20 protein-coding genes and 3 pseudogenes are annotated in these 20,684 nt (G+C 59.4%); 9 read left to right on the top strand and 14 right to left on the bottom strand.

The window, feature by feature from the left end:
* Positions 1–10: 10 nt before the first annotated feature.
* The 4 genes and pseudogenes from argB to coaBC form a co-directional block, all read right to left on the bottom strand.
* Entirely contained in the window at positions 11–919 is a 909-nt protein-coding gene (argB, locus tag NTD82_RS24905; RefSeq protein ID WP_095158964.1) for an acetylglutamate kinase, read from the bottom strand.
* Positions 920–949: 30 nt separating this feature from the next.
* Positions 950–2,323: pseudogene (locus tag NTD82_RS24900) on the bottom strand (phosphomannomutase/phosphoglucomutase); the annotation flags it as partial.
* 126 nt (positions 2,324–2,449) lie between these two features.
* A complete protein-coding gene (gene dut, locus NTD82_RS24895) occupies positions 2,450–2,905 on the bottom strand; it encodes a dUTP diphosphatase (RefSeq protein WP_095158966.1) in 456 nt (151 codons plus the stop codon).
* Between the two features lie 5 nt (positions 2,906–2,910).
* Positions 2,911–4,119, bottom strand: coding sequence for a bifunctional phosphopantothenoylcysteine decarboxylase/phosphopantothenate--cysteine ligase CoaBC (gene coaBC, locus NTD82_RS24890; protein ID WP_095158967.1), 1,209 nt, complete (start codon positions 4,117–4,119; stop codon positions 2,911–2,913).
* Positions 4,120–4,268: 149 nt separating this feature from the next.
* Here coaBC and radC point away from each other — a divergent pair.
* A pseudogene (radC, locus tag NTD82_RS24885) lies at positions 4,269–4,781 on the top strand (RadC family protein); the annotation flags it as partial.
* Between the two features lie 366 nt (positions 4,782–5,147).
* Here the strand turns inward: radC and NTD82_RS29495 are convergent.
* Positions 5,148–5,429, bottom strand: coding sequence for a helix-turn-helix domain-containing protein (locus tag NTD82_RS29495; RefSeq protein WP_410017089.1), 282 nt, complete (start codon positions 5,427–5,429; stop codon positions 5,148–5,150).
* Between the two features lie 83 nt (positions 5,430–5,512).
* On the opposite strand from NTD82_RS29495, the gene NTD82_RS24880 reads away from it, so the two are divergent.
* Complete coding sequence (locus NTD82_RS24880) at positions 5,513–5,986, top strand: hypothetical protein (RefSeq protein ID WP_262130698.1); 474 nt, start codon at positions 5,513–5,515, stop codon at positions 5,984–5,986.
* 1,197 nt (positions 5,987–7,183) lie between these two features.
* On the opposite strand, the gene NTD82_RS24875 is transcribed toward NTD82_RS24880, so the two are convergent.
* Positions 7,184–8,041: an SDR family oxidoreductase gene (locus NTD82_RS24875; protein ID WP_262130697.1), complete on the bottom strand. Its 858-nt coding sequence runs from the start codon at positions 8,039–8,041 to the stop codon at positions 7,184–7,186.
* A 262-nt stretch (positions 8,042–8,303) separates the two neighbouring features.
* Between NTD82_RS24875 and NTD82_RS24870 the strand changes: the two genes are divergently transcribed.
* A complete protein-coding gene (locus NTD82_RS24870) occupies positions 8,304–9,398 on the top strand; it encodes a catalase family protein (protein WP_262130696.1) in 1,095 nt (364 codons plus the stop codon).
* A gap of 273 nt (positions 9,399–9,671) precedes the next feature.
* On the opposite strand, the gene NTD82_RS24865 is transcribed toward NTD82_RS24870, so the two are convergent.
* Positions 9,672–11,858: an ATP-binding protein gene (locus NTD82_RS24865; RefSeq protein WP_262130695.1), complete on the bottom strand. Its 2,187-nt coding sequence runs from the start codon at positions 11,856–11,858 to the stop codon at positions 9,672–9,674.
* Between the two features lie 148 nt (positions 11,859–12,006).
* A complete protein-coding gene (locus NTD82_RS24860) occupies positions 12,007–12,429 on the bottom strand; it encodes a low affinity iron permease family protein (RefSeq protein WP_262130694.1) in 423 nt (140 codons plus the stop codon).
* A 186-nt stretch (positions 12,430–12,615) separates the two neighbouring features.
* Here NTD82_RS24860 and NTD82_RS24855 point away from each other — a divergent pair, with 186 nt between their 5' ends.
* Positions 12,616–12,897, top strand: coding sequence for a DUF6555 family protein (locus NTD82_RS24855; protein ID WP_262130693.1), 282 nt, complete (start codon positions 12,616–12,618; stop codon positions 12,895–12,897).
* A 47-nt stretch (positions 12,898–12,944) separates the two neighbouring features.
* On the opposite strand, the pseudogene NTD82_RS24850 reads toward NTD82_RS24855, so the two are convergent.
* Positions 12,945–13,109, bottom strand: a pseudogene (locus NTD82_RS24850) (general stress protein); the annotation flags it as partial.
* A gap of 318 nt (positions 13,110–13,427) precedes the next feature.
* On the opposite strand from NTD82_RS24850, the gene NTD82_RS24845 reads away from it, so the two are divergent.
* Entirely contained in the window at positions 13,428–14,525 is a 1,098-nt protein-coding gene (locus NTD82_RS24845; protein ID WP_262130691.1) for a M28 family peptidase, read from the top strand.
* A complete protein-coding gene (locus NTD82_RS24840) occupies positions 14,515–14,943 on the top strand; it encodes a response regulator (protein WP_262130690.1) in 429 nt (142 codons plus the stop codon). The genes NTD82_RS24845 and NTD82_RS24840 overlap by 11 nt, the downstream gene beginning before the upstream one ends.
* Before the next feature lie 7 nt (positions 14,944–14,950).
* On the opposite strand, the gene NTD82_RS24835 is transcribed toward NTD82_RS24840, so the two are convergent.
* From NTD82_RS24835 to NTD82_RS24825, 3 genes are read right to left on the bottom strand one after another with little or no spacing between them, the layout of a single operon-like run.
* On the bottom strand, positions 14,951–15,394 hold the full coding sequence (locus NTD82_RS24835) for a DUF421 domain-containing protein (protein ID WP_262130689.1): 444 nt from the start codon (positions 15,392–15,394) through the stop codon (positions 14,951–14,953).
* 9 nt (positions 15,395–15,403) lie between these two features.
* Complete coding sequence (locus tag NTD82_RS24830) at positions 15,404–15,910, bottom strand: hypothetical protein (protein WP_262130801.1); 507 nt, start codon at positions 15,908–15,910, stop codon at positions 15,404–15,406.
* Between the two features lie 11 nt (positions 15,911–15,921).
* Complete coding sequence (locus tag NTD82_RS24825; RefSeq protein WP_262130800.1) at positions 15,922–16,425, bottom strand: CinA family protein; 504 nt, start codon at positions 16,423–16,425, stop codon at positions 15,922–15,924.
* A gap of 198 nt (positions 16,426–16,623) precedes the next feature.
* Between NTD82_RS24825 and NTD82_RS24820 the strand changes: the two genes are divergently transcribed.
* Positions 16,624–16,920, top strand: a complete 297-nt coding sequence (locus tag NTD82_RS24820) for a hypothetical protein (protein WP_262130688.1) — start codon at positions 16,624–16,626, stop codon at positions 16,918–16,920.
* A gap of 60 nt (positions 16,921–16,980) precedes the next feature.
* Here NTD82_RS24820 and NTD82_RS24815 read toward each other — a convergent pair whose 3' ends face one another.
* Positions 16,981–17,157: a DUF3606 domain-containing protein gene (locus NTD82_RS24815; RefSeq protein ID WP_262130687.1), complete on the bottom strand. Its 177-nt coding sequence runs from the start codon at positions 17,155–17,157 to the stop codon at positions 16,981–16,983.
* 153 nt (positions 17,158–17,310) lie between these two features.
* Between NTD82_RS24815 and NTD82_RS24810 the strand changes: the two genes are divergently transcribed.
* Together NTD82_RS24810 and NTD82_RS24805 are read left to right on the top strand one after the other, a co-directional pair.
* Positions 17,311–18,639 (top strand): cation:proton antiporter, encoded by a 1,329-nt coding sequence (locus NTD82_RS24810; RefSeq protein ID WP_262130686.1) that lies wholly within the window; start codon positions 17,311–17,313, stop codon positions 18,637–18,639.
* 144 nt (positions 18,640–18,783) lie between these two features.
* Entirely contained in the window at positions 18,784–19,923 is a 1,140-nt protein-coding gene (locus NTD82_RS24805) for a glutathione-independent formaldehyde dehydrogenase (protein WP_110968422.1), read from the top strand.
* A gap of 437 nt (positions 19,924–20,360) precedes the next feature.
* On the opposite strand, the gene NTD82_RS24800 is transcribed toward NTD82_RS24805, so the two are convergent.
* A complete protein-coding gene (locus NTD82_RS24800) occupies positions 20,361–20,567 on the bottom strand; it encodes a hypothetical protein (protein ID WP_262130685.1) in 207 nt (68 codons plus the stop codon).
* Between the last annotated feature and the right edge of the window lie 117 nt (positions 20,568–20,684).

Raw genomic sequence — 20,684 nt, 5'->3', positions numbered from 1 at the left:
TTGAAAGGTATTACTGACGCGGCTTGCGGTTGGTGATCAGGGTGCCCACGCCGCTGTCGGTGAAGATTTCCAGCAGAACGGCGTTCGGTACGCGGCCGTCAATGATGTGCGAGCTGTGCACGCCGCCCTGGACCGCTTCCAGTGCGCAACGGATCTTCGGCAGCATGCCGCCGTAGATGGTGCCGTCGGCGATCAGGCTATCGACCTGCTCGGTGCTCAGGCCGGTCAACACGGTGCCTTGCTTGTCCATCAGGCCGGCGATGTTGGTCAGCAACATCAGCTTCTCGGCTTTCAGGGCCTCGGCGACCTTGCCGGCAACCAGGTCGGCGTTGATGTTGTAGGACTCGCCGTTCGGGCCTACGCCGATCGGCGCGATGACCGGAATGAAGTCACCCTTGACCAGCATGTTCAGCAGGTCGGTGTTAACGCCAACGACTTCGCCGACGTGGCCGATGTCGATGATTTCCGGCGTGGTCATTTCCGGGGTCTGACGGGTGACGGTGAGCTTTTTCGCACGGATCAGCTCAGCGTCCTTGCCGGTCAGGCCGATGGCGCTGCCGCCGTGACGGTTGATCAGGTTGACGATGTCCTTGTTCACCTGGCCGCCGAGAACCATCTCCACCACGTCCATGGTCTGGGCGTCGGTGACGCGCATGCCATCGACGAAACGGCTTTCGATCGACAGGCGCTTGAGCAGGTCACCGATCTGCGGGCCACCACCGTGGACGACCACCGGGTTGATGCCGACGGCCTTCATCAGGACCACGTCGCGTGCGAAGCCGGTTTTCAGCTCCTCGCTTTCCATCGCGTTGCCGCCGTACTTGATCACCAGGGTCTTGCCGACAAAGCGTCGGATGTAAGGCAGCGCTTCGGACAGTACCTGGGCGACATGGGTAGCGGCATCGCGATCGAGGGTCATGCAGGGCTCCAGTTGGAACAAGTGGTTCGGTCAGAACGGTAGTTGCAGGTCAGGGGCAACGCGCTTGAGTTGCGCGTGGAAAACAGCCTTGATTCGCTGCAGTTCGGCTTCGTTGTCGGCCTCGAAACGCAGCACCAGTACCGGTGTGGTATTGGACGCGCGGACCAGGCCCCAGCCGTGGGGATAATCGACTCGCACACCGTCGATGGTGGTCAGGTCGGCTTTGCCCCAGTCGGCGTCGCGTTGCAGTGCATCAATGATGGCGAATTTACTCTCGTCGGTCACATCAATGTTGATTTCCGGTGTGGAAATATCATTCGGGAAGCCGGCGAACAGGGTTTCGGCGTCCAGCGCGGTCTTGCTGAGGATCTCCAGCAAACGCGCGGCACTGTAGATGCCGTCGTCGAAACCGAACCAGCGTTCCTTGATGAAGATGTGTCCGCTCATCTCACCGGCGAGCAGTGCGCCGGTTTCCTTCATTTTCTTCTTGATCAGCGAGTGGCCGGTCTTCCACATCCGCGAGCGGCCGCCGTATTCGGCGATCAGCGGGGTCAGGCGGCGGGTGCATTTGACGTCGAAGATGATTTCGGCGCCGGGGTTGCGGGCCAGCACGTCCTGGGCGAAGAGCATCAGCAGGCGGTCCGGATAGACGATGCTGCCGGTGTTGGTCACCACGCCGACGCGGTCCCCGTCGCCGTCGAAGGCCAGGCCGAGGTCGGCGCCGGTTTCCTTGACCTTGGCAATCAGGTCCACCAGGTTTTCCGGCTTGCCCGGGTCCGGGTGATGGTTGGGGAAGTTGCCGTCGACCTCGCAGAACAGCGGGATGACGTCGCAGCCAAGTGCTTCGATCAGTTGCGGGGCGTTGACGCCCGCGGCGCCGTTACCGCAGTCCACCACCACTTTCAGGCGCTTGGCGAGCTTGATGTCACCGACGATCTGCTGGTGGTAGCGAGGAAGGATGTCGACTTTTTCGAGTTTGCCTTCGCCGCGGCTCAGGTCGTTGGTTTTCAGCCGGGTCAGCAGCGCCTGGATCTGTTCGTTGGCCAGGGTGTCACCGGCGATGACGATCTTGAAACCGTTGTAGCTCGGCGGGTTGTGGCTGCCGGTGAGCATCACGCCGGATTTTCCGGCGAGCACGTTGGCGGCGTAGTACAGCGCAGGAGTCGGCACCAGGCCGACATCGCTGACCTGGCAACCGGCGTCGACCAGCCCCTGGATCAGCCGTTCCACCAGCATCGGTCCGGACAGGCGGCCGTCGCGGCCAACCGACACGTTCGGTTCCCCCTGGGCCAGGCTCTGTGCACCGATGGCGCGTCCAATCCAATAAGCCGTTTCGGCGTGCAGGGTATCTCCCACGACACCACGGATATCGTAGGCGCGGAAAATGCTGTCAGGCAGTGCGGGGATCAGTTGGGCCATATCGTTCATCACGGAACTCCAGTCTCGATGGCTTTCGGGCGTGTGGAACGCTTGGACGGCCATTTTGCCGGAGAGTTCGCCCCCGGCATGGATCCGGGGGCGATCAGGGGATCATTGGCTACCGGAGTGACCGAAGCCGCCAGCACCGCGTTGGCTCTCGTCGAAGGCCTCGACGATGTCGAAATGAGCCTGTACCACCGGCACCAGGACCAGTTGCGCAATGCGCTCGCCGACGGTGATGGTGAAGGCGTTCTGGCCGCGGTTCCAGCAGGAAACCATCAGCTCGCCCTGGTAGTCGGAATCGATCAGCCCGACCAGGTTACCCAGCACGATGCCGTGTTTGTGGCCGAGGCCCGAGCGCGGCAGGATCAGCGCCGCCAGGCCTGGGTCGCCGATGTAAATCGACAGGCCGGTGGGGATCAGCAGGGTCTGGCCCGGCTCCAGGACGGTGTCTTCCTTGAGCATGGCGCGCAGGTCGAGACCCGCCGAACCTGGGGTGGCGTACTGCGGCAGCGGGAATTCGCCGCCGATGCGTGGATCGAGAATCTTGGCTTGCAGAGCGTGCATTTGGGTCAAACCTGGTTGAGGCGTTCGGCGATGAAGGCGACCAGCTGGCGGGCGATCTTGCCCTTGCTGGTCTGCGCGAACAGGGTTTCATGGAGCTGCCGGTCGATCACGCTGCAGGCGTTTTCCTCGCTGTTGAAGCCAATGCTGGGGTTGGCCACGTCATTGGCGACGATCAGGTCGAGGTTCTTGTCCTTGAGCTTGCGTGCGGCGTAATCGAGCAGGTGTTCGGTCTCGGCGGCGAAGCCAACGCTGAACGGACGGTCCGGACGGGTGGCGATAGTGGCCAGGATGTCCGGGTTGCGCACCATCTGCAGCAGCAGGCCGTCACCGGTCGTAGGGTCTTTCTTGAGTTTTTGCGGGGCGACGACTTCCGGGCGGTAGTCGGCGACCGCCGCCGAAGCGATGAACAGGTCGCAGGGAATCGCCGCTTCGCACGCCGCGAGCATGTCGCGGGCGCTGACCACGTCGATCCGGGTGACCCGGTCAGGCGTCGGCAGGTGCACCGGGCCGGTGACCAGGGTCACCCGTGCGCCGGCTTCGGCCGCGGCTTCGGCGAGGGCGAAGCCCATCTTGCCGGAGCTGTGGTTGGTGATGTAGCGCACCGGGTCGATGTTTTCCTGGGTCGGGCCGGCGGTGATCAGCACATGCTTGCCGGTCAGCGACTGGCGCTGGAAGCACTCGGCGGCGGACCACGCCAGATCGCTGGCCTCAAGCATGCGGCCCAGGCCGACGTCGCCGCAGGCCTGGCTGCCCGAGGCCGGGCCGAAGACCTGGATCGAGCGGCTTTGCAGGGTTTCGAGGTTGGCCTGGGTGGCCGGGTCGCGCCACATGGCCTGGTTCATGGCCGGGGCCACGGCGACCGTGGCGTCGGTGGCCAGCACCAGGGTGGTCAGCAGATCGTCGGCCACGCCTTGGGCCAGGCGAGCGATGAGATCGGCGGTGGCGGGTGCAATCAGCACCAGATCGGCCCACTTGGCCAGTTCGATGTGGCCCATCGCCGCTTCGGCAGCGGGATCCAATAGGTCCATGTGCACGGGGTGCCCGGAGAGGGCTTGCATGGTCAGGGGGGTGATGAATTCAGCACCGCCACGGGTCATGACCACGCGCACCTGGGCGCCGTGTTCCAGAAGTCGGCGAACCAGCTCGGCGCTCTTGTAGGCGGCGATGCCGCCGCCGACGCCGAGAACGATGCGTTTCCGATACAGCCGCTGCATAGGCCTGCCTTTTTCCGATGAGGGTTTGCGCGCAACGCCAACGCCTCCCCAGGCCGGATCGCTGCGCAAAAAGTGGCCGCTAAGATAGCACAGGGCTGCTCCCTGCAAGAGCGCCGGGAGCAGTAACGGACAGACAGAGGGAAATTGTCATGAGTATCAGGGACTGGCCCGTGTTGGAACGACCACGGGAAAAGCTGTTGGGACAAGGCGCGGCTAGCCTCTCCGATGCGGAGTTGCTGGCTATTTTTCTGCGGACGGGAGTGCGGGGACGCAGTGCGGTGGACCTGGCCCGGGACCTGTTGAACCGCTTCGGCGGGCTGCGGGGTTTGCTGGAGGCGGACCAACCGTGCTTCAACAAGCAACTGGGGCTGGGGCCGGCCAAGTACGCTCAGTTACAGGCGGTGATGGAAATGGCGCGGCGCCATCTGGGCGAGCACCTCAGTCGCAGCTCGGCACTGGAAAACCCAGCGGGGGTTCGGGCCTATCTCCAGGCGCAATTGAGGCACGAGCAGCATGAGGTGTTCGGCTGCCTTTTTCTCGATACCAAGCACCGTCCGCTGGGGTTCGAGGCACTGTTTCAAGGCTCGATCGACAGCGCCAACGTCTATCCGCGGCAGGTGCTCAAGCGGGCTCTGGCACGCAACGCGGCGGCGTTGATCCTCCGCGGTTATGGTGTCAATGCAAGTGTTACAAGGTCGGCTAAAGGCTGAGGCAGAGCCTCAAACCGGGGTTTTGCCTCATTTTGATGTTTCATCATCATTGTTGCACGTGGGCTCTGCTCACATGACCGGGAGAATGTGTTGAAATGCGGTTGTCATAGCTGTCAGTCAGCGACCGATCTTCATTCCATCCCCACTTGGGATGCTTCCTCACGTTCTGTGATTTCATGACTTACTGCTGGCAACCGCTACGGGCTGGCAAAGACCACGGCTCTATAGCGCAACTGAGATGGTCATAAAATGGCCGCCATTCTGTGCCTCTGCGGAATGCGGTTTCACAAGGAGGATGTTGTATTGTCGGCCCCCTATCTAGAGTCCAAGTTCTCCTATTTCTCCTCGGATTCGCTCCAACAGTTCGTCAGCGCTCGCACTATCTGCTAAGGAGAGGTACCCAGCAAGAATGACGCTCGCGGGGTGCACTCCGATTGCATTGGACATCTGCTCGATCTTGTCGATCGACGGGCTCCATCTGCCCTGCTCAAGGTTGCTGATGTAGGCCTGGCTCGGCCCTAAGCTTTCCTGAGAGAGATTTCGTTTAAGCCGATACGACTTGAGCACTTTACCAAGCGCATGCTTGAGTTCCGATCGCATTGAAGCAACTCGCAAAGGGAACGATGAAGCCGCTTCGATGCGTTCTGCACTATACTGTGGATAGTATATTTAGAGATGCACTGATGTTTCTGACCTACCAACACGCAAAAATCGATCAATTTAGTCTTTTTGGCGAGGATCCCTCCTCATGGAGCTATGTGGAACACAATATCCATAGGCCCTGGTTTTACGTCGTCACCCATGAGCAGGAGGGAGATTTTGTGCAGCATCCCATGCTGATGTTGAGTAACGACCAGCTCCTCCAATCTCTCGTGAGCGACCAGGAAAGCGGGTTAAGAGTGGAAAGTGTGCAGCTCATTACTCCGGACCATGTCAATCACGCTGGTCGGTGGATGATGGAACCCTTGGAGTCGATTTTGCGTTTCAAATCTGAGGAAGGCATTGCGTACGTATACAGGGTTCTAGGTGACAAAACCTATATTTACGGGGACGCTGAGTTCCCATCCCTGGAAGGGGCAAGCTACGAGACAATCTTCAGCAGCTCGATGCTCTTTGATACCGCACAAGAGCCCGTAGCCATGGCGGATCGCGAGTGAGGCTCAGTAGCAGCAATGCGGTCGCTCTAGCCCTAAACCGGTGATCAGGGCCTTTCCGAGCTAGTGGAAAAAATGGAGAAGAATACTTCAGCCGGCCAGCCGTCCAGCTGGCTCGAAATCCGCGCCGTTTGAAAGAGCCGCGTTCAGAAAGCGACTGCGATTCAAGGTTCGCTTTGCTAGTACAGCTCTTGCTTCAGCTCGCAATCGCTCATCTTCGACAGCCTGCGTTTCCTGCTTTGTTTTTCTCACCTTGGATTCTCCGATTGCCACGAACTGCGGGAGCGAATGATGTTCCGCCTGTACCGAGCGCCTAACACCAACATCAATCCCGGGTCACGTTTGGAGATTCAGGATACCTCACATCGCCGAATCGACTGCCATATGTGCACAGATTACTTACACGACGGCCAATGCAACCAGCCCTATCCTAAAATTTCTCGCTCGTGTCCAAAGCAAATATGGGTCAGGTCCGCAGGAGGCTTTAGGAGTGCGGAAAATTCCATATCTGCGCTTTTTTGAGCGTGATTTCACATGTGAAAAACCAAGGAGAGATCCAAGGATGAACTCCATCGGTAATCCACTGATCGCTGCTGCAATGACATTCCTTGGTGGTTGCGCCATTTACGACAATGCCAGCAAGGCGTAAATCGAAGGTGTCGGGACGGCGCAGTCAGCGGCGATTCACTGGTCGGCAGTAAGGCGAGACACTGTTGTCTGAGCGTGTGCCGGCCTACAGCAGGACGGGTAAGAGAGCCACCGAGGGACAACGTGGAAAGGTGGCCAAATCAAACCGAAAGTGGGATGAGCCAGCTATGTGCAGCCGGTTGATCGGGGTGTAGGCTTTCGAAATAGATGCGAAATTTTCGATTTAAATGCGACTGGTCTTCGAGGCGAGTAATGACCTATTTTCCCCCGGTTTCATCTGCTCAATCTGAACCTCGCCCGTCGCTGCGCTTTCTCCCAAAGACAAGCACAACGCTGGGTCTGGAGGCGGCAATGAACAAACCATCCCAAGAGAAAATGCGTGGAGGACAAGCCACTTCCCATGGCGAGGAAGAGCGCGACAACGACGCACATCGCCCCAACGGATCTACCGGTACCGGACACGACTCCACCGCACAGAAAGCCGCTCGTGGCCAAGCCCGGAAGAAGTCCTGATTCAGACCGGGGCCGTTGAGGGCCCCGGCTCCCTCATCCTCAGAGAATCGGCTTGCCGCCCGTAACGGCGTACCGTGACCCCGAGATATAGCTGCTTTCATCGGCCCCCAGCAGCACGTAGATCGGCGCCACCTCGACCGGCTGGCCCGGACGACCGAGAGGCGTCTTCGACCCAAAGTTCCTCACCGCCTCGTCGGGCATGGTGGATGGGATCAGCGGCGTCCAGATCGGGCCGGGCGCCACGCTGTTGACCCTAATACCTTTCTTCCCAAGCAATTGGGCCAGGCCCGCTGTGAAGTTGGCGATAGCACCCTTGGTCGTGGCGTAGGCCAACAGTGTGGGCGATGGATCATCTGAGTTCACCGAACTGGTGTTGATGATCGAGCTTCCCTTGGGCATCGACGGCAGCGCCGCCTGGCAGATGCGGAAGATGGCGGTGATGTTGACGTCGAATGTCTTCACCCACTCGTCGTCCTCGATCTCTTCCAGTGTCTCGTGAGTCGCCTGGAACGCTGCATTATTGACCAGGATGTCGATCCGGCCGAACTGCTCGACCGTCTTGCTGACGATGTCTCGGCAGTGCTGCTTTTGTGCAAGGTCACCTGGCAGCAGCAGGCACTGGCGACCCGCAGCTGTGACCCAACGCTGTGTTTCCTGGGCATCTTCATGCTCACTCAGGTAGGCGATGGCGACATCTGCGCTTTCTCGCGCGTAAGCGATCGCAACGGCTCGGCCGATGCCGCTGTCGGCGCCGGTGATCAGCGCGATTTTGCCGGCCAGTCGGCCATTGCCGGTGTAGGACTCCTCGCCACAGTCAGGGTAAGGATCCATCTTGCGCTGTGAACCGGGCACGGTTTGGGGTTGCGAGGCGAAGGGTGGCGTCGGGTATTCGCGCATGGCGGCTGCTCCTAAGGTTTCAGAAGGGTGATACCTGTTCGAGACGGTCCAGAACCCAGTGTTAGGGCGAATGCCCGCTCGTGGCGACGGGCGGTCCAGAGCGCCTCCCGCAGTGACGCTATTCGCCATCCGTCCGGGTTTCTCGTTGGCCGCCTGAACACACGCTGCAGCGCCTGGCCCTTAGGTTACGGGCAGCAAAAATCGTTTGGCTCAGGCCTCGGTACTGCAAGCCCCGAATCCATGCCAAAAATGGAGAGTCCTGATGAACAACCGACCAGAAAACTCACCTTCAGTGGTACCGCTACGCTTCGAGCCATCCTTTGAGCAGATCCCGGACGATGAGGCCGAGACGAGTAAGGAATTGGCCCAAGCCCTCCACGACATCATGGAGACGACGTTCAACAACAATGGCCATGCCAACCGTAGTGTTCACGCCAAGGCACATGGTCTGTTGCGCGGCAGGGTGACGGTTCCAGATTTGCCGCCCAACCTGGCGCAAGGGGCGTTCGCGCAGCCAGGTGTGTTTTCCGCTTATCTGCGTTTTTCCACCAACCCTGGCGACATTCTGGATGACAAGGTCTCCACGCCACGAGGGCTTGCCTTGAAGATCGTCGGTATTGAGGGACCACGTCTGCCTGGCAGTGAGGGCGAGGTGACCCAGGACTTCGTGATGCAAAACGCCAAGGCGTTCACCGCCGCCACCCCCAAGGCCTTCCTGAAAACCCTGAAGCTGTTGGCCAAGACCACTGATAAAGCACCTGGAATGAAGAAGGTATTGTCGGCAGTGCTGCGTGGTGTCGAGTCCACGGTGGAGGCCTTGGGAGGTGAGAGTGGCACGCTGAAGAGCCTGGGCGGCCATCCGCAGACCCACATTCTGGGTGAGTCCTTCACCACCGTGGTTCCCGTTCTCTACGGCCCCTTTTACGCCAAAGTGGCCGTGGTGCCGGTGTCGCCGTCGCTGTGTGTCCTGACCGACCGTCCAATCGACCTGAGTGACGATCCTGACGGGCTGCGCACGGCGGTGGCGGAGTACCTTCGTGAGGAAGGTGGGAGCTGGGAGATTCGCATTCAGCTGGCGACAGACATCGAGAGGATGCCGATCGAGGATGCTTCGGTGCAGTGGCCAGAAGAGCTTAGTCCCTATGTCACGGTCGCTCGCCTTGACGTCGCGCCACAAGCGTCTTGGGATGAGGCAAAGGTGGATGAGATCGATGACGGCATGGCCTTCAGCCCGTGGCATGGTCTCGCTGCGCACAGGCCACTGGGAGGCGTGATGCGGGTACGCAAACCCTCCTACGAGATGTCAGCGGACTTTCGTGCCAGCCACAACGGTTGCCCTATCCACGAGCCTCGGTAAGGCAGCGGCGGCGAGGCGCGGGGGCACCCGTGCTTCGTTGCTGCCAGCGGTCCACCTTAACAGACTGCGCGCTCACCGCAGGTGATTACGAATCTACTCCTCCAGCCTGTCTGTAAATTCCATATTTCCTCCATCTTCCAAGTACAACGCGGACGTTCCTACGCGATGTCAGTAGACCTCGGGCTGATCAAAAATGCCTGTTCTACACACAGACCAGGGAAAGGTGGCTGATGCGAAGTACTGGCTCGTTTCTGCTTCTCTGGTGCCGATGGCTCATTTCGATAGAATTTTGCACAGCGCCAACCGAACCCGTTCCGCCGAGTAAGGCTTATGGACGAACTCAAACTGAATGTTCGCCGTTCCCCTAAGCTCCTCGCTATAGCCAGACGTCAGTAAGATGGGCAGTTCCACGCGGCGCCGACGCAACTCGTTGGCCAAGGCGATGCCGCTGTCCCCAGGCATCAAGACGTCCGAAAAAACCACATCGAAATTCCCAGCATCCTCTCCGACCAGTATCAACGCCTCGGCGGCATTTCTAGCGCGACGAACGGTTGAAAAGCCCATGGCCTCGAGCATCTTTACTGCGATTACGCCAATTTCATCGTTGTCCTCTACAACCAGGATGCGGTAGGAGGACAGTGACACGGGGAGCGTTGCGGCGGGTGTCTCGCGCAGTGATTCATCCTGAGGTTTATCCACCTTCGGCAAATACAAAGTGAACGTCGAGCCACGCCCTTCTTCGGTCTGGACATCGATGTCGCCACCTGATTGCTTGGCGAAGCCAAACACTTGCGACAGGCCCAGCCCAGTGCCCTTTCCGACGTCCTTGGTGGTGAAGAACGGTTCGAAGATCTTCTCCAGGATCCCCGCCGGGATACCTTTGCCGCTATCGGCCAGTGAGACCGCCACAAACTTCTGGTCAGTGCCGGCATGACCACGGATAGGCGGTAATCTATCGCAACTCCCAATGGTCAGACGCAGAGTACCTTCCCCGTCCATAGCGTCCCGGGCATTCAACGCCATGTTGACAATGGCGATCTCGAACTGGCTCATGTCAACCTGCACAAAGCACTCTTCGTCAAGCAGGGAGGTCTCAATATTGACCAAGGCACCGGTAGCGGTGCGCAGCATGTCGCCCAGAAGCTCCACGCAAGCGCCGGCGTCGAAAACTGTCGGGTTAAGCGCCTGCTGTCTTGAAAAAGCCAGTAGTTGGCTGGTCAGCTTCGAGGCCCGGTCCACCGTATCGGATATCGCCTGTACATAGCGGTTTCTGCGCTCTTCCGGCATGTGGGGCTGTTGTAGAAAGTCCACCGACGAGCGAATGACAGTGAGCAAGTTGTTGAAGTCATGGGCCACGCCTCCAGTCAGTTGACCGATGGCTTCTAACTTTTGCGACTGCCGCAATGCCGCTTCCGCCTGCGCCAGTTGAATTGTCCGGTCCTCAACTCTTTTTTCCAGAGTGGCGTTTAGGGTCGCCAGCGCCGCGATACCCTGACGTACCGAGGCATCGGAGCGTGCCCGCTCGATATGGGCCCAGCAGCGGTCGGCGATCTCCAGCAGTAGATTCACCTCATGGGAGGACCACTTGCGCGGCACGCAGTCATGAATGGCCATGAGCGCTGTCAGTTGACCATTCTTGATGAGGGGCACGCATACCGTTGCGGCGATACCGATAGCCTGGAACGTCGCGGATTCCTCTGCCGGCAAATCTCGCCGATTGTCTTCGAGTACGAGGGGGCGCCCAGCATTTAAGTCTTGCACAGCCTGGACACCAAAGTCCGCGAGCCGATAGTGGCCGCGGATTCGCGGCGCTGCCTTGGCGGCCCAGTCGCCCCTGATAGTGAAACCGTCTCCGTCCGGGTCCATGTCAGCATAAGCACAATTGGATAGGCTCATGTGCTCGACCATGCGCCGGCAGGTCAAGTCCATGATGGCAATGGGATCATCCACCCCAGCCACTGCCGTGCTGATGGCGTCTAGTAAATTGAGCTTCTGATTGGCAATGACCGTTGCGGTGGTTTCAACGACGGTATCCAGTAGACCAACCACTACACCAGCGCTGTCGCGAATGGGGCTATAGCAGAAGGTGAAATAGGCCTGCTCCATCTGATCGGAACGCTGGACCATCAGAGGGAAATCTTCGATGAAGGTTGGCTCTCCACGGAAAGCGGCTTCGGCATAAGGCTTGATGTGCTCCCAAGCCTCCTCCCAGACTTCGTCGAAAGGGCGTCCCAGGGCAGTGGGCTTGTTACCGAGGATAGGTGTGAAAGCGTCGTTGTGGAGGGTGATCAACTCAGGCCCCCAGACAATTGCCTGAGGGAATTCGGAGGAGAATGCCAAGGTAGTTGTAGTACGCAGTACATCCGGCCAGCCGTCCAACGGCCCGAGCGGCGTATTATCCCAGTTGAAACGGCGCAGACGGTCGAAGGCGACATTTTCGTCGGGTAGCCAATCAGACATTGGAATCACTTCCTATTCGAGTCGGGGCAAAGGATACGCAATGCGTTGGTGAGGACTCAGACCCGAACAGAATACTCGTGTTCCTCGATGCCGGTCAGGGGCGACAAGCACGTAAGCCAAGCCTCCCTTGATCATCCGACCCGCTCTATCACCGCTGGTGGTTGCGGATCTCGTTCTCTAGCTTCTCCGCAAGCTCAGCCGCTACTACAGGATTCACCTGAGGGCAGTTTTCAGCCAGCGCCCGGTACTCCTTGCGCAGCTCACGCAGCTTGGCGCTGTCCATGTCCTCCAGATCGAGGACCGATCGCTCGGCATGCTTGGTCGCCCGGATCAACTCGTCGAGCTTCACATGAATGATGTCGTTGTCGCGGTTCTGCGTGTTCTGAATCAGGAAGACCATCAGGAAAGTGATGATCGTAGTCGAGGTGTTGATGATGAGCTGCCAAGTGTCATTGTAGTGAAACCAAGGCCCCGTCACGGCCCAGAGCAAGATCAGAAGCATGGCCACCAGAAACGTCCGAGGGCTGCCTGCCCGGTTCGAAAGCCACTGGCAAAACATCGCGAATTTCATGATTTCCTTCCTTTTTTGTCCCTATATCCATGGGACCGCAGCAAGCGTCTGAAATCTTTTTTTACATTTGCTCGCGTAGTGATGCGAGCCGCTGCCGTGGTGGTCTTCGCCGCTGATTAAATCCGACTGAATTTCGTCATCTCTCCTCCGCTCCATAGGCTTGGTTAACAAGTGGAGAGAACCCCCATGGCAGGATCACAGCTATACGTTATCGAATACGAGCTGCACGGCAGCTATCGAACTTTCATTATCCGCCTGGAGAGGATGGACAACGCCGAAGCCTGGCATTGGGCGAGTTGCGACGCGGGTGTGGGACTGATTCCGAGGTTCGGCCAGCACTCGCTCAAGAAAGTGAGCAGGCCAATGGCCGAGCGTCATGGGATCACAAACGTCAAATGGCGGGTATCAGGCCAAGGGCCAGCTTTCGTGCCCCAGCCGGTGGATGTTGGAAAGTTTTCTACGACGTGAGAAAGGAGTACCAGGGCGTGAGCCGCCCTGGTACAGCACTGCTCGGATCAGCGACTGTTGCCGCTTGGACGACCGCCGCCATGGCTCTGCTGGCCACCGGTACGTCCGGCCTCGGAGGCTCGTTCGTGGTCATTGGCGAAATTGCCACCAGATGACTTCCCGCCCTTGCGTCCGGCTTCCGCCGCTTTCTCCCGATCGTTTGCGAAGTTGCCCGGATTGCTGTTTGCGCTACCGCCCTGATGGCCGCGATTGCTCTGGTTGTTTGCCATGATCTTTCACCTCATGTTCTGGTTTCACACAGGAAAGTCTGTGTTCCTCTAGGACGCCTGAAATGGCTTCGATCATTCACTCGAATCGCCCCGTGTCGGACGAGGTGCGTTAAAGGATGAGAGGGTTAGCCTGTCGCGCACGAACGCCTTGTTTCCCGGCGGTTTCCTGCATGGGTATTTGGGTCATCAATGTTTGAACGCTTCTGAACAGCCCCCGAGGCAGACGGTCTATCGCCCTGGGTGTACCGGAACGGAGCGATCATGAATCTCGAATGCCTGCTTGAAGAACTGCTGATCGCTAGGGGGCCTGGCGGCCAGGAGGATGAGGTTCGCACGGTTTGCCTGCGAGAGCTGGGGCGCTGGTGCGACACCGTGGAGACCGACAGGGCGGGCAATGTGCTCGGGTTGGTCCGGGCGCCGGGGAACGTCGACCCGCAGTCGGCGATCCGGGTCATGGCTCACCTCGATGAAATCGCGATGATCGTGAAGAGGGTCCGCGCCGACGGCCACCTTGAGGTGGTGGCGCTGGGTGGCGCCCAGCCCGTTTCCTTCGGCGTTTGTCCGGTCGATATCCTGGGGGATCAGGAGGTCCTCCCCGGCGTTCTGTCGTATGGCTCTATGCATAACAGTGGTAGCACGCCCAGTGGCCGGGATGTGCTTTCCGGTGACGTGCAATGGAAAGATGTCTACGTCGTTACCCGGAAGTCGAAGCAGGAACTGGAGCGGGTCGGTGTCCGTCCCGGTAGCCGGGTGGTGCTCAGCCAGCACTGGCGCAGGCCGTTCAGGGTGCAAGATTGCATCGCCGCCCATTTTCTGGACGATCGGGCTCCGCTGGTCGCGGTGATAGAGGCGGCAAGGCTGCTGCAGCAAAACCGCGAGCGACTGAAGCAGGACGTCTGGTTCGTTTGTACCACCCTGGAGGAAGAGTCCAATGCCGGCGCCCTGTACGCCGCATCCAGACTCCCTGGCGATACCACTATCGCCGTGGAGGTCGGGCCGGTTCTGGAGGAGTACGACACTTCGCTTTCTGCCCATCCGATCATCAATACCGGCGACCAGAAAGGCTATTACAGCCGTTCGGTCGTTCTGGCCTTGATGGCCGCTACCATTCGCGCAGGTTACGAGCCACAGTCAGCACTGCTGGTGGATTTCGCCTCTGACGCCAGCGCCGTGCTGAGTACGGGTGTTGACGCCCTGGCGGGGTGTATTGCCATCCCAACAGAAAACACTCATGGCTTTGAAATGGTTCTGTTAGAAGGTATTTCGGCCTGTGCTGCTACGCTGGTCGAATATTTGATACATCCATCGACCGATAAAGTCTGCACAACGGATCAGGAAGGAAAGCCGCGTGAACGTTGAGCGCTCAGGTATGGAATTAACCGGTTGCCGCATCGTCGTGATTGAGGACGATCTGGTCTTGCGGGATCTCCTCGTCAGCATCATTGATGGACGCGGCGCCGTCTCTGTGGGCTTCAACAATGCCGAAGACGCGCTTGTCTACTTGCTGGAGCAGCAAGGCCAATGCGATCTGGTTATCGCCGACCATGGCGTACCAGGCACCATAAAGGGCCTGGAGCTAGCGGAAATGATCAAGCAGAAGTGGGCGACCCTGCCTGTGCTACTGACGTCGGGCTACCCCCTGGATACGGAGCATTTGCCCGCGCCGATGAGTTTTCTCTTCAAGCCTTGGTCGATCGAGGAGCTTGATGTTGCCCTTGTGCAACTACTGCCTGAATGGGCTGGACGCGGCCAATCAAGCTCGGGCCTGACTCCATAGAAAACGGTCATTCCTCGGGAATGATCGATATTTTCCCGTTGCGCTCCACGATCGCGAATTTGATCTGCTCTACCTTCTCCACGCCTTGGCTGTTACGGGCCGACTCCAGAATATCGTTCTCGGTAAGCCTTGCCCGCCGCATCCGCTCATGAAGAAAACGCCCCCGTTCCACCACGAGGGTGGCGTGGCCATCGAGAAAGCGGGCAAGAGGCCGGGAGCTCAGCTTCGCCAGAGACAGGCCTACGTCCAGGACGATCAGCGTGGCGATCACCAGCATGGCGTTGGTAAAGGAGAAGTCCTCCCCCAGCAGGGCCTGTTGGGTCGCCTCGCCAATGATCAGTAGCAACACAAAGTCGAACGTGGTCAGGTCCGCCAATGAGCGTCTGCCGGCGATCCGGAACAGGATCATCAGGGCGATATACATGCCCGCGGCTCGGAGGATCGAGTCCATGAAACGCTCCTAGGGAAACAGGAAGGTTGAAAAACTGACGGAGGTGCCGGGACCCGCCTCTACCAGCCCCTGCAGCGTGCCGACGTACTCCGAACGAACGGTGAGGTACAGGGTGGCGACGCCGTCTTCACTCGTGCCCAACTGGAGAAGCAGAGCCTGGCCTCGCGACATCGAGGTTTGAGGTTCGGGTTGCATCGTCTCGATGCTGGCCTCACGCAGCAGTGTGCCGTCCAGCACCAATGTCACAGGTTTTCCCGCTGTGCCTCGCACCGTGATCCGCAGATCGTCCACCGTGCCGCTGCGGCTCAAACGCTGGTACTGCACGCGAAGGCTGCCGTCGGCGCTGACCGCTTCGGCATTGCTCAGCGGCCCGTTGCCGAATACGCCGGCGAGCGCCAGGAGCACGATAAGGACCAAGGCGTACCAGCCGATGCGTTCGAAGGTCCAGACACGGTGCTGCATCCGCATGTCTTCGCGGACCGGAAACCGCCGCGAGTGCAGCTCATCTTCCTTCATCATCAATGCCCTCAGGCCCGTTCACCCCGCAGCCAGCGCCGGTGGTAATGAGGAAGCTGAGTCAGGCCATAGAGCGCCGCTTCCCGCATCACCTCGCTGCGCTCCCCAAAAAAGCGCTGACAGCGGGTAAAGACCGCTGGAGGTTCCCCGGCAAAGGCCCAGGCAAAGCACAGTGTGCCTGGAGCAATGCCATCTTCAGGTTCAGGGCCAGCCACGCCAGTAGTGGCAATGGCAATATCTGCCTTGCTGTCCTTTAGCGCGCCAATTGCCATTTCCCAGGCAACGGCCTCACTGGTCAGACCGTATCGTTCGATCGTCTCGGGAGTGACACCAAGCAGTCGTTGTTTGGCTTGGGGGGAATAAACCACGTACCCGCTTTCCACCACCTCACCAGTGCCAGGCACCGTGGCCAGCAGCGAGATCATGTAGCCCGCCGTGCAGGACTCGGCGGTGGTCAGCAGCAGGTCATGTTGTTTGCAGTACGCCAGTACGTCCGCAACCGGATCCTCACGCATCGCTCTAGCCCGCTTCGTTGTTTCTGGGTTGACGGTTTTCCGAAACGATTGGTTCAGCGCAGGATTGAGGAACGTACCAGCCGCAATCACTTACTCTGGCCTGTCTCATGTCAAATTGGTTTATCGACAAGCTGGACAGTGGGATCAGTTACGCTACTTTGACGAAACGGCAGATCAAACTGGCATAGGGCTGGCTGAATGAAACAGCGGGGAAAGACATTCTGGGAGTGGGTAGATCCCGATCTACATCACCGTACTCATGACGAAAAACTGGATAACGGACGTACGATCGATGTGCAGGTACGCTTGGCGCGGACGGGAGAAACTCAACTCTTCGTAGGGGTCTACGATGAGCTCGGTAAGCCGCTCTCTGAAGAGGCTTTCGACAAGCGTCCCGGTGAGACAATGACCCGAGCACTACATTGGGGTGTTGCGCATGCCCGACAGCTTGGTCAGGCCGCCTCTGTATCCGTAGCGAAGCAACGCGGCATGTGAGGTGTGCCCCATCCCGCCGGGCGGTGGCGGGATGAAGGCGTGTGACCCTCAGCCCGCCATCTACTTGCCGAGCTTCTTCTGGACGGCGTCGGCGCCGGAGCCCACCGCCTTGACCGCGTCGCGAAGCTGCTGCTCGGTGACGCCGAACTTCTTGGTCCAGTACTGGACCTCCCACGATTCCGAAAGGTTGATGCGAGACCGGTCTTGCGGCCCCCGGTTGGTAAGATCGTCAGCCATATTCCCTTATCCTCGTTGACGCCTGACCCGCTCAGGCTCCAAAGAATATAGACCACCGATTCGTTGCCGCCGGGCCCTCGCATGCCGGTGGAACGGCCGAAACGCTGCCGCGTCTGACATTGAAGACCCGCAGCAATAGAGGCCGCCACTTCCATGAGTTTCATCATCTGGGTCGCCACCTTGGGAATGGTGCTGCTGGTATTGGCCCTGACGTCTTCCTATCTGCGCTGGACACCGGTCACCACAGCCGTCGTATGCCTGGGGCTGGGAATCGGCCTAGGCCCTGCCGGGCTCGGTCTGTTGCAGTTGCCGATTTCGTCGTCCAGGGGCTGGATGGAACACCTGACCGAAGCGGCAGTGCTGTTCTCGTTGTTCGTCAGCGGCCTCAAGCTGCGCCTGCCGCTCCACCACCAGCGCTGGAAGATTGCGTTCCTCCTGGCTGGCCCGGTGATGCTTCTGTGCATCGGCGGCGTGACCCTGCTCTTGCACTACGGTATGAATCTGGGCTGGGGTGTTTCCGTGCTGATCGGTGCAATCCTGGCTCCCACCGACCCGGTGCTCGCCACCTTGGTCCAGGTCAGCGATGCACAGGACTACGATGGCGTGCGTTTCGGCTTATCCGGCGAGGCCGGCCTTAACGATGGCGTGGCGTTTCCGTTCGTGCTGCTCGGCCTGCTGCTGATGCAGCACACCACAGGCATCGGCCAGAGTCTTGGCGGCTGGCTGACGGGCAGCGTGCTATGGGCGGTCCCGGCGGGCCTGCTCAGTGGTTACTGGATGGGCCGAGGCCTTGGCCAACTGACGCTGTACCTGCGCATCCGCAACGAAGACAGCACGATCTCGCCGAATGACTACTTGACCCTGGCTTTGATCGCGCTGGCGTATTTTTTTGCCGACCTCATCCATGCCTATGGCTTCCTCGCCGTTTTCGCGGCGGGCCTCGGCCTGCGCCAGGCGGAGGCTCACACCAGCACCGACCTGGCCGAGCCCGCCGAGCACTTGGTGCAGCCGGTAGTCGGTCACCAGCACCTGGCGCCTGAGCACGCAGTGAAAGGTGATGTGGAGTCGCTGGAGGAAGCACAGGTGGCCGCAGGCATCATGCTCGGCGACATGCTGGCCTTTGGCAGTCTCGTGGAGCGGGCCATGGAGGTGTTTCTGGTGACCTTGCTAGGGGTGGTCCTGATCGAGCACTGGGACTGGCGGGCGCTGATTGTGGCCGGCGCGTTGTTTCTGTTGATCCGCCCCTTGAGCGTCTTCCTGATGCCTTGGGGCAATCTGCTGGACTGTCAGCAGCGAGTGCTGATCGGCTGGTTCGGCATTCGCGGCATCGGCAGCCTGTACTACCTGTTCTATTGCCTCGGTCATGACCTATCGCTAGGTGCTGGTGAGCTGATCATCAATCTCACCGTCTCGGTGGTGGCGTTGAGCATCCTGCTGCACGGCGTGACGACACAGCCCATTCTGGCTCGCTACCGACGATAGACCGTTGGCGGACAAGATTATGTGCCGTCATTGGTTAGCACCTTTGGTCCTTCCTCTTCATGACGCGGGGGAACGCCGCTGCTTTTCCCGGTACCTGATCTGAACAGGGTGTGATTCGTTCGCCCTTTCAATCGGGAGTCCAAGATGAAAGCAATCGTGTACAACGGTCCGCGTGACGTCGCAGTGAAAGACGTACCAGACGCCAGAATCGAGAAGCCCACCGATGTCCTGGTCCGCATTACCACCACCAACATCTGTGGTTCGGACCTCCACATGTATGAAGGTCGTACCTCATTCGAGGCCGGTCGGGTCTTCGGGCACGAGAACCTGGGCGAGGTCATCGAGGTTGGGCTTGGAGTCGATCGGGTGAAGGTGGGCGATCGGGTCTGCCTGCCATTCAACATCGGCTGCGGCTTCTGCGAGAACTGCGAAAAAGGCCTGACGGGCTTCTGCCTGACCGCCAATCCCGGCTCGGCTGGTGCCGCATATGGGTTCGCCGAGATGGGGCCGTACCAAGGTGGCCAGGCGGAGCTGCTTCGGGTGCCCTATGCGGACTTCAACTGCCTGGTCCTGCCAGAGGATGCCCAGGAGCGCGAGGATGACTACGTCATGCTTTCGGACATCTTCCCGACCGGCTGGCACGCCACCGAACTGGCCGGCCTCCTACCGGGGGAAAGCATCGCCATCTACGGGGCTGGGCCCGTTGGCCTGATGGCTGCCCATTCCGCCATGATCAAGGGCGCCTCCCAGGTGTTCGTCATCGACAACCAGCCGGACCGGCTGAAGCTGGCAGCGCAGATGGGCGCCACGCCAATCAATTCCGTCGAGCAGCAGGCAGTGGAGCAGATCCTCAACCTCACTCATGGCAAGGGCACGGACCGAGGCTGCGAGTGTGTGGGCTATCAGTGCTGCGATCGCCATGGCCACGAGGCCAATTACCTCACCATGAACAACCTGGTGGCCTCGACGAAAGCGACCGGCGGCATCGGCGTGGTTGGCGTTTTTGTACCGCAGGATCCAGGTGCGAAGAACGAACTGGCCAAGGAAGGCAAGATGGCCTTCGACTTCGGCGCGTTCTGGTTCAAAGGGCAGCAGATCCGCACCGGTCAGGCCAACGTCAAAGCCTACAACCGCAGGCTCGCTGAACTAATCCACCATGGTCGTGCAACGCCCTCGCAGATCATTTCCCATCGCTTGAAGCTTGCCGAAGGGCCTGACGCTTACAAACACTTCGACGCGCGCGATGACGGATGGACGAAAGTCGTTCTCAAGCCTGCTGCGTAGGGGATTGCGCCCCTGCTACCTCAGCACAGTTGCATGCCTGGGAGGGGCTATGGAAGGCCCCAACCGCTGAGTTCAACGGGCCAAAAACTGGCCGGTTGGTGTTTTCATCCTTTAAGGCATTAGGCAATCCGGCATTTTCACTACCTAGTGTGGCCACGGCGTTGGCCACCGCATGCCATTGAAGCTCTTCAGTTTGCCAACATTCGTTCTCGATAATGCCGTGTAGGCGCTCAGTGGGTAATTGCACTGATTTGACCAGCTGTTTGCATTCGACTTGACCAGTCATTTGCATCGGATGTGACCAGCCACGGCTACGTCTTGACTGGCAGGAAACGACCCAAAGCTGCCCTTGGCGGAAGGCAGCCAATGACCCGAGCAGTCCTCCATAAAAGACAGCTTGTGTCGAGAGGGGCGAGAGAAACTGTAGACATTAACCTTTAATGAAGAGGTCTTGTTGGGCCTCCAAATACTTGAAGTTGGTACTCCGAAACGGCCTCAAGTAACGACTCCGCCAGTACTCTCAGGTGCTCGGTCTCATCGGATGGGCGCCCCGCAGCTTTGGCTTCGTGGTACCTTCGCAATGCCTCAATGGCCTGCTGCATCAGTGGCTCACCCGCCTCTATCTTTTCCCGTAAGTCGTCCATGCTGTCCTCCGGTTTTGCCCACAGGAGTATAGGACGCATAGCAGACCACTCCGTTAGGTACCCGTCATGAAGAACAGCTAACGACCTATAGTGGTCACATCTGCGTGGTCAGACTTG

Source organism: Pseudomonas sp. 5P_5.1_Bac1, from assembly GCF_025466015.1.
Lineage (GTDB): Bacteria > Pseudomonadota > Gammaproteobacteria > Pseudomonadales > Pseudomonadaceae > Aquipseudomonas.
The sequence above is the reverse complement of the archived record's forward strand: the minus strand, read 5'-3'. Positions and strand labels throughout refer to the sequence as shown.

Bases quoted from the DNA above. Each gene is read 5' to 3' on its own strand.
- NTD82_RS24825 (WP_262130800.1), bottom strand. From the start codon at position 16,425: ATGCGTGAGGATCCGGTTGCGGACGTACTGGCGTACTGCAAACAACAT.
- NTD82_RS24855 (WP_262130693.1), top strand. From the start codon at position 12,616: ATGGCAGGATCACAGCTATACGTTATCGAATACGAGCTGCACGGCAGC.
- coaBC (WP_095158967.1), bottom strand. From the start codon at position 4,119: ATGCAGCGGCTGTATCGGAAACGCATCGTTCTCGGCGTCGGCGGCGGC.
- NTD82_RS24860 (WP_262130694.1), bottom strand. From the start codon at position 12,429: ATGAAATTCGCGATGTTTTGCCAGTGGCTTTCGAACCGGGCAGGCAGC.
- NTD82_RS24880 (WP_262130698.1), top strand. From the start codon at position 5,513: ATGTTTCTGACCTACCAACACGCAAAAATCGATCAATTTAGTCTTTTT.
- NTD82_RS24815 (WP_262130687.1), bottom strand. From the start codon at position 17,157: ATGGCTGACGATCTTACCAACCGGGGGCCGCAAGACCGGTCTCGCATC.
- NTD82_RS24875 (WP_262130697.1), bottom strand. From the start codon at position 8,041: ATGCGCGAATACCCGACGCCACCCTTCGCCTCGCAACCCCAAACCGTG.
- NTD82_RS24805 (WP_110968422.1), top strand. From the start codon at position 18,784: ATGAAAGCAATCGTGTACAACGGTCCGCGTGACGTCGCAGTGAAAGAC.
- NTD82_RS29495 (WP_410017089.1), bottom strand. From the start codon at position 5,429: ATGCGATCGGAACTCAAGCATGCGCTTGGTAAAGTGCTCAAGTCGTAT.
- dut (WP_095158966.1), bottom strand. From the start codon at position 2,905: ATGCACGCTCTGCAAGCCAAGATTCTCGATCCACGCATCGGCGGCGAA.
- NTD82_RS24810 (WP_262130686.1), top strand. From the start codon at position 17,311: ATGAGTTTCATCATCTGGGTCGCCACCTTGGGAATGGTGCTGCTGGTA.
- NTD82_RS24870 (WP_262130696.1), top strand. From the start codon at position 8,304: ATGAACAACCGACCAGAAAACTCACCTTCAGTGGTACCGCTACGCTTC.
- NTD82_RS24820 (WP_262130688.1), top strand. From the start codon at position 16,624: ATGAAACAGCGGGGAAAGACATTCTGGGAGTGGGTAGATCCCGATCTA.
- argB (WP_095158964.1), bottom strand. From the start codon at position 919: ATGACCCTCGATCGCGATGCCGCTACCCATGTCGCCCAGGTACTGTCC.
- NTD82_RS24835 (WP_262130689.1), bottom strand. From the start codon at position 15,394: ATGGACTCGATCCTCCGAGCCGCGGGCATGTATATCGCCCTGATGATC.
- NTD82_RS24830 (WP_262130801.1), bottom strand. From the start codon at position 15,910: ATGAAGGAAGATGAGCTGCACTCGCGGCGGTTTCCGGTCCGCGAAGAC.
- NTD82_RS24800 (WP_262130685.1), bottom strand. From the start codon at position 20,567: ATGGACGACTTACGGGAAAAGATAGAGGCGGGTGAGCCACTGATGCAG.
- NTD82_RS24845 (WP_262130691.1), top strand. From the start codon at position 13,428: ATGAATCTCGAATGCCTGCTTGAAGAACTGCTGATCGCTAGGGGGCCT.
- NTD82_RS24865 (WP_262130695.1), bottom strand. From the start codon at position 11,858: ATGTCTGATTGGCTACCCGACGAAAATGTCGCCTTCGACCGTCTGCGC.